Genomic DNA, 11291 nt, shown 5'->3' on the forward strand with positions numbered 1-11291 from the left:
AGAACGTGGGAACCGCCTTGGATAAGAAAACGCTCCGGGGAGACAGCGCCTCCAGAACGGCGATTATAGCGATCGCCTGTCAAAGACGCCAAGCTCCACCAGATTCCAGACGATGACCGCGACGAGCAGGACATCAACGCCCGCGACATACCAATAGGGGACGACTTCGGCGACCCGCGGCTGCAGCCAGTGCGCCGCGCCGCTCAGCAGTGCGAAGAAAGGCAGGAGGCCGGCGAGCGCGCCGGGCCAGCCACGGTCACGCCAGCGCTTGGCGCTGAGATTGTAATGGCAGATCGCAATCAAGAGCACCGCGAAGGCGTAAAGCACGAGATAGGCGAAGGCCGCGACCGTGGCCCAGGCGAAAAAAGGCGTCGTGGCGAGGTCGCGGTGGGTGAGCGGCTCCAGGGGAAGCCAGATCGCGGTGAGGACAATGAGAATTGCAAGAAGCAGCGCCGTGCCGCGCCGCCATGTCCGGGCGTTGATCCGCCCTTGATCGGTGCGAAACAGGAAGCGGGCGCCTCCCTCGGCCAGGAACTCGGCCATCAATCCCTCAAAAGATCGTTGATCGCGGTTTTTGTGCGGGTTTGGGCGTCCACCGTTTTCACGATCACCGCGCAATAGAGCGAGGGGCCCGGCGAGCCGTCCGGCAAAGGCTTGCCCGGCAGATTGCCCGAAACCACGACGGAGTAAGGCGGAACGAAACCGATGTGGATCTCGCCGGTCGTCCGGTCGATGATCTTGGTCGAGGCTGAAATGAACGTGCCCATCGAAATGACGGCGCCTTGGCCGACGATCACGCCTTCGACCACCTCGGAGCGCGCGCCGATGAAGCAATCATCCTCGATAATCGTCGGATTGGCCTGCAGCGGCTCCAGCACGCCGCCAATGCCGACGCCGCCGGAAAGATGCACATTCTTGCCGATCTGGGCGCAGGAGCCGACGGTCGCCCAAGTGTCGACCATGGTCCCGCTGTCGACATAGGCGCCGAGATTGACGAAAGAGGGCATCAGCACCACGCCCGGCGCGATATAGGCCGAGCGCCGCACGATGCAATTCGGCACCGAGCGAAACCCCGCCGCGGCGTGCTCCTTATCCCCCCAGCCGGCGAATTTGGAGGGAATCTTGTCCCACCATGACGCCCCGCCGGGACCGCCCGAAATCGCGGCCATGTCGTTCAGGCGGAACGACAAGAGCACCGCCTTCTTCAGCCATTGATTGACTTTCCAGGATCTGGGTCCGCTCGCGCCCTCGACTTTTTCCGCGACCCTGAGCTTTCCCGAATCGAGGAGATGCAGAGCCGCCTCGACCGCCTTGCGGATGTCGCCTTGGGTTTGCGCGTTGACATTGGCGCGATCCTCGAAAGCGGCGTCGATGATGGTTTCGAGGGCGGTATGCGGCATCGGGCTTGGTCTTTCTCAGGCGGAAAAATGAGTTTGGCTGGCGTGAGCGGCTGAGCGTTAAAAGCTTCGCGCCAAGGAATCAATGCCGCAATCAGGGCGCGCTGCTTGTTTCGTTGACGCTGGCGTTATCACGAACCGCCCTCGCCGCCGCCCATCTTGGCAATAATATCGGCGAGAAAGGCTTCGAGGTCGCTGGTCACAAAATCCACATGCGGCGCATCGCCTTCGATCTCGAAGGAGTCGCGATGATCCATCTGCCCCGGCTTCGGGACGACAAGCGCCGTCGTCATACCCCGTTCGTGCGGAACGATGAGATTTCTCGCAATGTCCTCGAACATGACCGCCCGCCCGGGATCGACGTCGTGCCTGTCGAAAAAGCGCTGATAGGTCGAAGCCTCTGGCTTCGGCACGAAATCGGCCGCGACAATATCGAAAATATCATCAAACATTGTATGGAGGCCAAGCGCGGTCGCGGTGCGCAGGGCGTGCTCGCGGGAGCCATTGGTGAGGATGAGCTTGCGCCCGGGCAGGGCGGCGAGCGCCGCTGCGAGCAGGAGATTTGGCTCAAGCGACGAGCGGTCGATGTCATGCGTGAAGGCGAGATAGTCTTCCGCGCTGACGGAATGCTCCAGCATCAGCCCGCGCAGGGTCGTGCCGTAGCGCTGGTAATAATATTTCTGCAACGCCCGCGCGGACATGCCGTCGAGGCCGAACAGATGACCGAGAAAAAGCGTGATCCGCGCGTCGATCTTCGGCCAGAGATCGCTGTCGGACGGATAGAGCGTATTGTCGAGATCGAAGACCCAAGTATCAATATGCTGGAAGACGTCGACGCGCAGCAGCGCATCGATTCGCGGGGCGCCGTCGCGCGGTGAACCCGACTCAGCCTCGGGCGCAGGCGCGGCCTGCGGCAAATCGGGCCTGTCTTCCAAATAGTGTTTCGTGTCCGTCACCTTGTGATCAAAGTTCCCGCGCCATGGTCGGTCAAGAGTTCGACGAGCACCGCATGAGGCGTCTTGCCGTCGAGGATGACGACGCCTTCGACGCCCTGTTCGAGCGCATAGATGCAGGTTTCCACTTTCGGGATCATGCCGCCGGTTATCGTGCCGTCGGCAATGAGAGCGTGAATCTGGTCGACGCGCAATTCCTTGATCAAAACCTTGTTCTGATCGAGAACGCCGGGAACGTCGGTTAAAAGCAATAGCCGCTTCGCCTTGAGCGCGCCGGCGATTGCGCCGGCGAATGTGTCAGCGTTGATGTTATAGGTCTCGCCGTCCACCCCTTGCGCGATCGGAGCGAGCACGGGAATGAGCTCGCGCCCGAGCACCTGGTCGAGCACGGTCGTATCCACTTTCGCCGGTTCGCCGACATAGCCGAGATCGATCGCCTCGCTCGTCGGCGCGGCTTTGTTGGCGATCACCATATTGCCGTCCTTGCCGCAAAGCCCGATCGCGCGGCCGCCTTCGGCATTGATGAAGCCGACGATCTGCTTGTTGATCTTGCCGGCCAGAACCATCTCGACGATTTCGACCGTGGCCCGGTCGGTGACCCTGAGACCGTCGGAAAATTCAGACTTGATGCCGAGCTTGGCGAGCATGGCGCCGATCTGCGGGCCGCCGCCGTGCACGACGACGGGATTGACCCCGGATTGCTCGAGCAGGACCATGTCGCGGGCGAAGTCGCGCGCGACCTTGTCGTCGCCCATGGCGTGGCCGCCATATTTGACGACCACGATCGCCTCGTCATAGTGCAGCATATGCGGCAAGGCCTGCATCAAAATCGCGGCCTGCTCCTGAGCCCGCTCTTCCTCGCTGCGCGTGATCGCTTCGTTCATTGATTCTCGTCCGGCGTAAACCGTTGCAATTTCTATCCGTTTGTTATGACAAGCTCAATGCTGGAGCGCCGCCGGCGGCGGGCCCCTTGTCGCCTACGATCCGCGTTCGGCGAGCAGGCGGGCGATTCCCGCGCGAAGCGCGCCCACGCCTTCGCCGCTTTGCGAGGAGGTGAAGAGAACCTCGGGAAAGGCCGCCGGGCGCCGCTGGAGCGCGCCGAGCGTCTCAGCGATGCGCTGATCCTGGTCGCTCTTTTTCACTTCGTCCTGTTTCGTCAAAACGATCTGATAGGACATGGCCGCGCGATCGAGCAGATCGAACATTTCGAGGTCGATCGGCTTCACGCCATGGCGTCCGTCGACGAGCACGAAGACGCGCAGCAATTGCGCTCGCCCGCGCAGGAAATCCCGCATCAGGTCGGTCCAGTTCGCGATCTTCTCCTTTGACGCCGCGGCATAGCCGTAGCCGGGCATGTCGACGAGGCGCAATTTCGCAGTCTCGGCTGGTCCCCCAAGGGCGAAAAAATTGAGCTCACGCGTGCGGCCAGGCGTATTTGAGGCGCGCGCCAAGCCCTTGCGATTGGTCAGCGCATTCAGAAGCGAGGACTTCCCGACATTCGAGCGCCCCGCGAAAGCGATCTCGGGCGCGCCCGGCGGCGGCAGTTCCGCGACCTTCGCCGTCCCCCACATGAAGGCGCAGTCCGCGGCGAAGAGTTTGCGGCCGAGCTCGAAAAAGTCGGGCGAGCCGCTTACAGGATCATCCTCCGCCGCCCCGTCATCTTGCTCGACGATTTGCATGATCAACCAGTAGCTTTTTTTCGGAACATTCCGGTTAGATTGTCCCAGAGCTCGATCTTGACGCCGGCCTTTTTCATGATGAGGCTTTGCTGGATCACCGTGAGCGTGTTGTTCCAGGTCCAGTAGAGCACGAGGCCCGAGGGAAAGCTCCCAAGCGTGAAGGTGAAGATCACCGGCATCCAGGCGAAGACCTGCTTCTGCACCGGGTCGGCCGGCTCGGGGTTCATCTTCATCTGGACGAACATCGAGACGCCCATGATCAATGGCCAGATCCCAAGCGCGAGATAGGGGCCGAAGACCGGGACCTGCGTCGGGTCGTAAGGCAGAAGCCCGAACAGGTTGAACACATTGGTCGGGTCCGGCTGCGACAGATCCTTGATCCAGCCGAAAAACGGCGCCTGCCGCATCTCGATCGTGATGACCAGCACCTTGTAGAACGCGTAGAACACCGGGATTTGAATCAGCATCGGCAGGCAGCCCGCCACCGGATTGATCTTCTCGCGCTTGTAAAGCGCCATGGTCTCCTGCGACTGCTTCGGCTTGTCGTCGGGATAGCGCAGCCGGATCGCCTCGATCTGCGGCGCGACCGCCTTCATCTTCGCCATCGCCATATAGCTGCGGTTGGCGAGCGGGAAGAAGACCGCCTTGACCATCGCCGTGACGATCAGGATGGCGACCCCGAAATTGGCTATGAATTTGTAAATATGGTCGAGCAGCCAATACATCGGCCGCGTGATGAAATAGAACCAGCCCCAGTCGATCAGCAGGTCGAATTTCTCGATGCCGAGCGTCCGCTCATAGAGGTCGAGCGTGTCGACCTCCTTGGCCCCGGCGAAGACCCTGGTCTCGACCGCGCCCGTCGCCCCCGGCGCGATCGTCGCGCCGGCCTCGCCGACAAAGCCCGCCTGATAGATCTTGACCGGCGCGAGATTGCCCGCCGAGGCCTGCTCGCGCTCGGAAAAGCTCGCCGCGACCGGCGCGCTCTGCTCCGGAATGACCGTCGCCGCCCAATATTTGTCGGTGATGCCGAGCCAGCCGCCCGCGCCCTTGAAGGTCTTGGTCGCGTGCTCCTCCTTCTCGATCTTGTCGTATTTCACCTCCTGCACGCCGGCGTCGCCGACGACCCCGACAAAGCCCTCGTGCAGGACCGAGAAATTCGCCGAGATCGGCTTGCCGTGGCGGGCGACGATCGCATAAGGGTGCAGCGTCGCCGGCCGCTGGCTCTTGTTCTCGACGCTGTCGGTCACGCTGAACATATAGCGGTCGTCGACCGCGATCTTGCGATGGAAGACGAGGCCCTGGCCATTGTCATAGCTGAGCGTCACCGGCTCGGTCTCGGTCAGGGTCTCGCGATCGGCGGTCCATAGCGCATCCTGGCGGGGCAGGGCGAGCGTCTCGCCGGGCGCGGCGAAGAACCCAGTCTCGGCGTAATAAGGCGCGGGCGAGCCCAGGGGCGACAAGAGCACGATGTTCGGGCTATGCGGGTCGGGGGTCTCGCGATAGGCTTTCAGCGAGACGTCGTCGATGCGCCCGCCCTTGAGCGAGATCGAGCCGAACAGCGCCTTGGTGTCGAGCTTGATCCTGGGGCCTTCGGCCAAGGCCTCGGCGCGGGTCTTCCTCGGCTCCGGCGGCTCGGCAAGACCTTGCGCCAAACCGCCTTGCGCCAAACCGCCTTGCGCCAAACCGCCTTGCGCCAAACCGCCTTGCGCCAAACCGCCTTGTCCCAAGTTTTGCTCCGCGCCCGGCGCCTGCGATCCCGGCGTCTGGCCGGCGGGGGCGGTCGCGCTGGGAGCTTGGGCGCCAATTTGGGCGTTATGAACCTGCGCCGGGCGCGGCTTCTCCGGCGGCGGCGCGAAGAAATAGCTCCAGCCGAGGACGACGAGGCACGACAGGCCGATCGCCAGATAGAGGTTCTTGGTGTCCCTTGGGTCCTGCTGCTTCATGCCTTTGGCGTCCGGGCTCCACTCGCGAAAGCCCGGGATCGGGCTTGGCTCTCACAGTCTTGTTCTTGTCTGCGCATGATCTTCAAGGGGACGCTTCAAGCGGGCCCCGCGCGGCCTGCGCCGTTCATGCTCCGGCGGCTCACAGGGCAATCCGGCGTCTCGAAGTTCTCAGCCCTCGATTTTCCTTAAGCTCTCGATTTTCCGATGAACGCCCGGCTTTCCGATGCGCCGCTTTCCCCGGCCGATCAGATACAAGACCTTTGTCGCCGCGTCGAGAGCGCTCCGGCGGCCCAGGCGCTGCGAGCTTTTTCGCCGAGCCTTCTTTTGGCCTGAAGCTCAGCGCAAAGGCCGCTCCGCCGGGCTTCGATTTTGCGCTAAAGCCTTTGGCTTGGCCTGATCCTTTCGCGGCGCCGGCCTCCAGTTTTTCGGATCCTGCTTCAGGGCGCGGGCGAGCTCCGCCTGCAAGGCCGAGAAAGCCATGCCGAGCGCCTCGGGCCGCGCCAGGATCACATAATCATGCGCGGGGCGCGCCGGAAGGGGGTCGAGCCGGCGCAAGGCTTCCTTGAGGCGGCGGCGGATCCGGTTGCGCAAGACCGCGCCGCCGAGCTTCTTGGTCACGGTGAAGCCGAACCGCGGCGGCAAGGGCGCTTCATCCAGCGCAGGCTCGAGCGAAGGCGCGGAGCCGCTTGAACCCGGCGCGGCTTTTTGAATCTGCCGTGGCGCGGCTTTAATTTCCCGTGGCGCGGCCTGCAAGGCGAAGCCTTTGGCGTAGAGCCGCTTGCCCTTGCCGACGGCGAGGAACTCCGCCCTTCGGGTCAGGCGCTCCGGCCTCGGGGACTGCTTGGAAGAAGACTTGTCGCCGGAGAGTTCGCCGAGAGGCGGACGCGCGGGCGCGTCCGAGCCCGGCGCTTCTGAGCCAGCCGCATCCAAGAGAGCCGCGTCCAAGAGAGGCGCATCCAAGAGAGGCGCATCCAAGAGAGGCGTTTCCGAGATGGGCGCTTTCAAGACGGCCTGCTCCAAGACGGTCTGCTCCAAGACGAACGCTCCAAGACGAACGCTCCAAGCGGGCGGCTCTAAGCGGGGCGCTCCCGAGACGGGGCGCTCCCGAGACGGGGCGCTTCCGAGACGGGCGCTTTCAAAGGCGGAAGGCTCCAAGCGCGGCCGCTGTCCCAAAATCCCTGGCGCGCCGCCAAGCCATGCGGGGAAAGAAAGGCTCAGGCGGACAGGCGCTTGCGGCCGCGCGCGCGGCGCGCCGCGATCACCTTGCGGCCCCCAACCGTCGCCATCCGAGCCCGAAACCCATGCCGACGCTTCCGAACAAGCTTGCTCGGTTGATATGTCCGCTTCACTAAAAACACTCCATCACAAACGCGGCGGGCGCCGAAGCTTTTCCGCGCCCAAGCCGCGACTTAATCCGCCGAGGCGACGAACCGCGCGCGTTCAAACAAACGCCAAATCCGCGCCACAAAAAGCGTCGCGAGCGCCAGCCTAAACCAAACGGAAAGTTCCGCGCCTTATAAGTGCCTTACATAGGCCAAGTCAATTTCGGCCGCGAAATATAAAGGCGAGTCCGGCTCAGGCGACCGCCTTGGCCTTGCTCGCGCCTGCTCTCCGCGTTGGCGACCTTCGGCGCCGGGGGAAACTTTTGCAACGGGCTCGCGATTGTCTTGCCGAAGGCTGGTGGGGCCAAAGTGCGGCTCCTATATCTTGACCAATAGGGGAATGAATTCCATGGCTCGCAGCAAGGCAAATCCGAAGTCCCGCTTTTCCGACACCGGCCTGCAGGACGGCATGCTCGCTTATCTGAAGCAGCACTCAGATATGGAGATCGAAAAGCGGCTGGACCGCGAGCCTTTCGATCTCAGAGATCACGTGAAAACCCCCGGCCCGGCGCGACGCAAGGACGCCAAGGCTTAGGCCCGGTTGGCGATTCGGCGTCGCTCGCGGACACGAGCGTATTTGAGTCCTGCGCAAAATCGATTCTGCACCGGCCCGGACTTGTTTAGCGCCGTATTCATCCGTCAGGCCGCCCTCGCGACGATCGCTTCGAGTCCAGCGCCGACATGAGCTTCGCCATGGCCTCATGGTCTGAATGTTCCGCGCCTGCGGACGCCAAAAGCCCGGCGACCACTCCGTCATAGTCGGCTTGCGGCCTATTCTGGCTGAGCTTCCACTTGCCCTCGATCCGATCGATCGGAATTTCTAGGCCGACGATTTGTTCGAGCGATGCTTCGACGAACGACGCCGGGGCGTCCGCCACCGACCATGGACGCGCGCGGCTTTTCTCCATGGCGTTGGTCAGGGCCGTGATCTGATCGAGAAGCCAGGCGCGATCCTCGATGACAGCCATGTGGCCATAAGCGTGAACCGTCACATAGTTCCAGGTCGGCACGACCTTTCCGGTCTTTTCCTTCGTCTTGTACCAGGACGGGGTGACATAGGCTTGCGGACCTTGGAAAATCACAAGAGCGGCGAGGGGATGCGCTTAATTGGCGATGCTGCGGGGATGGCCCGCTTGACCCGCAGGTCGCGTAGATGGAAAACTTATAGCGCCATCGATATTCGAACTTATAGAATACCTTCATCAGGCAGAAGTTTTGCCTCTTTGTATAGAGCACAAAAGAAATTCCTAAATATATTCGCGGCGTACCACGCAAAAAGATGTGTTATCTGTAGCTGGTCGCCAAATGCGCTTTGAACGATCCTAGCAAAATCGATGGGATGATCATCTCGCTTACGACCTACCGAATTAACCTTTTCTAGATACAGTTTGCATCGGATAATTCGACGAATATTGTTTTCATCACGTGATAGTCTCAACAGGCCGTTCGAGTGATACAAACAGTTGCGTATTTTCAATATCGAAGTAACCTCTATATATAAGTAAAGTGTCTCATAATTAATTAGATTTTTCTTAAAATACTTCAAATAGAGATACACAGGAAAAGAGATTTCCCGCTGCAATCAAGTATGGGAACACGCCTGTTAACTTTCTGTGCTCTCGTGTCCAGCGAAATTTACGGAGCTTTATAGCTATACGATCTGCTTTCTCTTCCCCTGAAAGAGGGTAATAATCGCTCAGTTTCAAAGCTTCCGATTTTAGCTCACTATCTATGAGTCTTGCACTCTTCCAGTAGTAATCCGCTGCTTCTGAAAACTCGCTGAAGGCTTGAGAGGCAAGCCCCTCAAGCGGAAATTCAGGAAGCATGCTCTTCTCAATTATCCAAGAAGCTCCGCAGCTTGCGCGAGCGGGACGGGTGCTTCAGCTTGCGCAGCGCCTTGGCCTCGATCTGGCGGATGCGTTCGCGGGTGACCGAGAACTGCTGGCCAACCTCTTCAAGCGTATGATCCGTATTCATGCCGATCCCGAAGCGCATGCGCAGCACACGTTCTTCCCGCGGCGTGAGCGACGCTAGCACTCGCGTCGTGGTCTCGCGAAGATTTGATTGGATCGCGGCGTCGATCGGCAGGATCGCGTTCTTGTCCTCGATGAAATCGCCGAGATGGGAATCTTCCTCGTCCCCGATCGGGGTTTCGAGAGAGATCGGCTCCTTGGCGATCTTCAGGACCTTGCGCACTTTCTCGAGCGGCATGGCGAGCTTTTCGGCGAGCTCCTCAGGCGTCGGCTCGCGGCCGATCTCATGCAGCATCTGGCGCGAGGTCCGCACGATCTTGTTGATCGTCTCGATCATATGGACCGGAATGCGGATGGTTCGCGCCTGATCAGCGATGCTGCGGGTGATCGCCTGCCTGATCCACCAGGTGGCGTAGGTGGAGAACTTATAGCCGCGCCTATACTCGAACTTATCGACCGCCTTCATCAAGCCAATATTGCCTTCCTGGATCAAATCCAGAAATTGCAGGCCGCGATTGGTGTATTTCTTGGCGATCGAAATCACGAGGCGAAGGTTCGCCTCAACCATTTCCTTCTTGGCCTGGCGCGCCTCGCGCTCGCCCTTCTGGACAAGATGGACGATTCTGCGGAATTCCTGGATTTCGAGGCCGGTCTCGGTCGCGAGGCCATGGATCTCGCCCAAGATGTCCTTGATCTGCTCCTTCGCCTGGGCGACGAAATCCTTCCAGCCGCGGCCGCCGAGCTTCGACACGCGCAAAAGCCACTTCGGATCGAGCTCGGAATTCTGGTAATTCTTGAGGAAATCCTCGCGGGAGACGCCGGAGCCCTCGGCCAGGCGCAAAAGCCCCGTCTCCAGTCTGATCAGCCGCTTGTTGATGTCATAGAGCTGCTCGACCAGGGCCTCGATCCGGTTCGGATTGAGCGCGAGCGATTTGACGTCCGCTACGATTTCCTTCTTGAGCGTCTTGTATTTGCGCTCCTGCGACGGCGTCAGCGTCTCGTTCTTGAGCTTGTTCTCTACGTTCTGGTCCTGCAGGCGCCGCAGCTTTTTGTAGGCGTCCGCGACCCGGTCGAAAGTGTCGAGAACCTTCGGCTTCAGCTCGGCCTCCATCGCCGAAAGCGAGACCGCGTTCTCCATGTCGTCCTCTTCATCGAAGACGTCTTCCGGCATCGCAGGGTCAAGGCCGCCGTCCTCATCGGCGGGCCGCAGGCGCGCGGGCGGATCGAGGGGCGCCGTCGCCGGAGCCTGCTGCGCGGCGAGCGCCTCGGCGGCTCCTGGCGCGGTCATGTCGATCTTGGGCGTGTTCTTTCCGTCGGGACCGGCATAGGTCGCTTCGAGATCGATGATGTCGCGGAGCAGAACCTTGCTGTCGTTCAGCTCATCGCGCCAAATGATGATCGCCTGAAAGGTGAGCGGGCTTTCGCAAAGCCCCGCAATCATTGCCTCGCGGCCAGCTTCGATCCGCTTGGCGATCGCGATTTCGCCCTCGCGCGACAAGAGCTCGACGGAGCCCATCTCGCGCAGATACATCCGGACCGGATCATCGGTGCGGTCGGCCGGCTCGGACGATCGGACGGTGACGGCCTTCGCCTGGACGGCCTCGACGAGATCGCCTCCCTCGGCCTCTTCCTCCTCGGCGGCCTCCTCGGGCTCGCCGTCCTCCTGCTCTTCGTTCTCGACGACATTGATGCCCATTTCATTGAGCATCGCCAAAATGTCCTCGATCTGCTCGGAGTTGACCTCCTCGGACGGAAGGACCGCGTTCAATTCAACGTAAGTGACAAAGCCTCGCTTCTTGGCGAGCTTGATCATCCGCTTGACGGCGGCGTCGGATAGATCGAGCAAAGGGCTGTCCGCGGTCTCGACCACGCCGCCTTCCGCATCGGTCTTCTCGTTGTCCTTTTTCGCCATCAGTGGTCTCCGAGGGTGAGCAAAATTAACGACGTATCGGCGAGGCTGGCGA

Annotated in this window: 12 protein-coding genes; 1 reads left to right on the forward strand and 11 read right to left on the reverse strand. The window is 61.2% G+C overall.

The features are described 5' to 3' along the window. Nucleotides 1–63: 63 nt before the first annotated feature. The 8 genes from RZS28_RS13545 to rpmH form a co-directional block, all read right to left on the reverse strand. Entirely contained in the window at nt 64–543 is a 480-nt protein-coding gene (locus RZS28_RS13545; RefSeq protein ID WP_407338265.1) for a hypothetical protein, read from the reverse strand. Continuing rightward, a complete protein-coding gene (dapD, locus tag RZS28_RS13550) occupies nt 543–1400 on the reverse strand; it encodes a 2,3,4,5-tetrahydropyridine-2,6-dicarboxylate N-succinyltransferase (protein WP_407338266.1) in 858 nt (285 codons plus the stop codon). Before dapD ends, RZS28_RS13545 begins: the two co-directional genes overlap by 1 nt. A gap of 128 nt (nt 1401–1528) precedes the next feature. Then, nucleotides 1529–2251 carry a pyrimidine 5'-nucleotidase gene (locus RZS28_RS13555; RefSeq protein WP_407341130.1) on the reverse strand — a complete coding sequence of 241 codons (723 nt, stop codon included), beginning with the start codon at nt 2249–2251 and terminating at the stop codon, nt 1529–1531. A 98-nt stretch (nt 2252–2349) separates the two neighbouring features. Further along, on the reverse strand, nt 2350–3234 hold the full coding sequence (gene argB, locus RZS28_RS13560; RefSeq protein ID WP_407338267.1) for an acetylglutamate kinase: 885 nt from the start codon (nt 3232–3234) through the stop codon (nt 2350–2352). Between the two features lie 93 nt (nt 3235–3327). Then, a complete protein-coding gene (gene yihA, locus RZS28_RS13565) occupies nt 3328–4029 on the reverse strand; it encodes a ribosome biogenesis GTP-binding protein YihA/YsxC (RefSeq protein ID WP_407338268.1) in 702 nt (233 codons plus the stop codon). 2 nt (nt 4030–4031) lie between these two features. Further along, nucleotides 4032–5972 carry a membrane protein insertase YidC gene (gene yidC, locus RZS28_RS13570; protein WP_407338269.1) on the reverse strand — a complete coding sequence of 647 codons (1941 nt, stop codon included), beginning with the start codon at nt 5970–5972 and terminating at the stop codon, nt 4032–4034. A 336-nt stretch (nt 5973–6308) separates the two neighbouring features. Beyond that, on the reverse strand, nt 6309–7007 hold the full coding sequence (gene rnpA / locus RZS28_RS13575; protein ID WP_407338270.1) for a ribonuclease P protein component: 699 nt from the start codon (nt 7005–7007) through the stop codon (nt 6309–6311). Between the two features lie 179 nt (nt 7008–7186). Then, nucleotides 7187–7321 (reverse strand): 50S ribosomal protein L34, encoded by a 135-nt coding sequence (gene rpmH / locus RZS28_RS13580; RefSeq protein ID WP_010300405.1) that lies wholly within the window; start codon nt 7319–7321, stop codon nt 7187–7189. Nucleotides 7322–7703: 382 nt separating this feature from the next. Here rpmH and RZS28_RS13585 point away from each other — a divergent pair, with 382 nt between their 5' ends. After that, complete coding sequence (locus tag RZS28_RS13585) at nt 7704–7889, forward strand: hypothetical protein (RefSeq protein ID WP_407338271.1); 186 nt, start codon at nt 7704–7706, stop codon at nt 7887–7889. A gap of 97 nt (nt 7890–7986) precedes the next feature. On the opposite strand, the gene RZS28_RS13590 is transcribed toward RZS28_RS13585, so the two are convergent. From RZS28_RS13590 to rpoD, 3 genes are all read right to left on the reverse strand, one after another. Continuing rightward, complete coding sequence (locus RZS28_RS13590; RefSeq protein ID WP_407338272.1) at nt 7987–8436, reverse strand: FMN-binding negative transcriptional regulator; 450 nt, start codon at nt 8434–8436, stop codon at nt 7987–7989. 450 nt (nt 8437–8886) lie between these two features. Next, nucleotides 8887–9180: a hypothetical protein gene (locus RZS28_RS13595; protein ID WP_407338273.1), complete on the reverse strand. Its 294-nt coding sequence runs from the start codon at nt 9178–9180 to the stop codon at nt 8887–8889. 7 nt (nt 9181–9187) lie between these two features. Then, nucleotides 9188–11239, reverse strand: a complete 2052-nt coding sequence (rpoD, locus tag RZS28_RS13600) for an RNA polymerase sigma factor RpoD (RefSeq protein ID WP_407338274.1) — start codon at nt 11237–11239, stop codon at nt 9188–9190. Nucleotides 11240–11291 lie beyond the last annotated feature (52 nt).

Origin of the sequence: Methylocapsa polymorpha (assembly GCF_045689225.1) — a bacterium.
Taxonomy (GTDB): Bacteria; Pseudomonadota; Alphaproteobacteria; order Rhizobiales; family Beijerinckiaceae; genus Methylocapsa; species Methylocapsa polymorpha.

Excerpts from the sequence above, each read along its gene's own strand:
- yihA (WP_407338268.1), bottom strand. The coding sequence starts at position 4,029 with ATGCAAATCGTCGAGCAAGATGACGGGGCGGCGGAGGATGATCCTGTA.
- RZS28_RS13545 (WP_407338265.1), bottom strand. The coding sequence starts at position 543 with ATGGCCGAGTTCCTGGCCGAGGGAGGCGCCCGCTTCCTGTTTCGCACC.
- rpoD (WP_407338274.1), bottom strand. The coding sequence starts at position 11,239 with ATGGCGAAAAAGGACAACGAGAAGACCGATGCGGAAGGCGGCGTGGTC.
- RZS28_RS13595 (WP_407338273.1), bottom strand. The coding sequence starts at position 9,180 with ATGCTTCCTGAATTTCCGCTTGAGGGGCTTGCCTCTCAAGCCTTCAGC.
- dapD (WP_407338266.1), bottom strand. The coding sequence starts at position 1,400 with ATGCCGCATACCGCCCTCGAAACCATCATCGACGCCGCTTTCGAGGAT.
- yidC (WP_407338269.1), bottom strand. The coding sequence starts at position 5,972 with ATGAAGCAGCAGGACCCAAGGGACACCAAGAACCTCTATCTGGCGATC.
- RZS28_RS13585 (WP_407338271.1), top strand. The coding sequence starts at position 7,704 with ATGGCTCGCAGCAAGGCAAATCCGAAGTCCCGCTTTTCCGACACCGGC.
- argB (WP_407338267.1), bottom strand. The coding sequence starts at position 3,234 with ATGAACGAAGCGATCACGCGCAGCGAGGAAGAGCGGGCTCAGGAGCAG.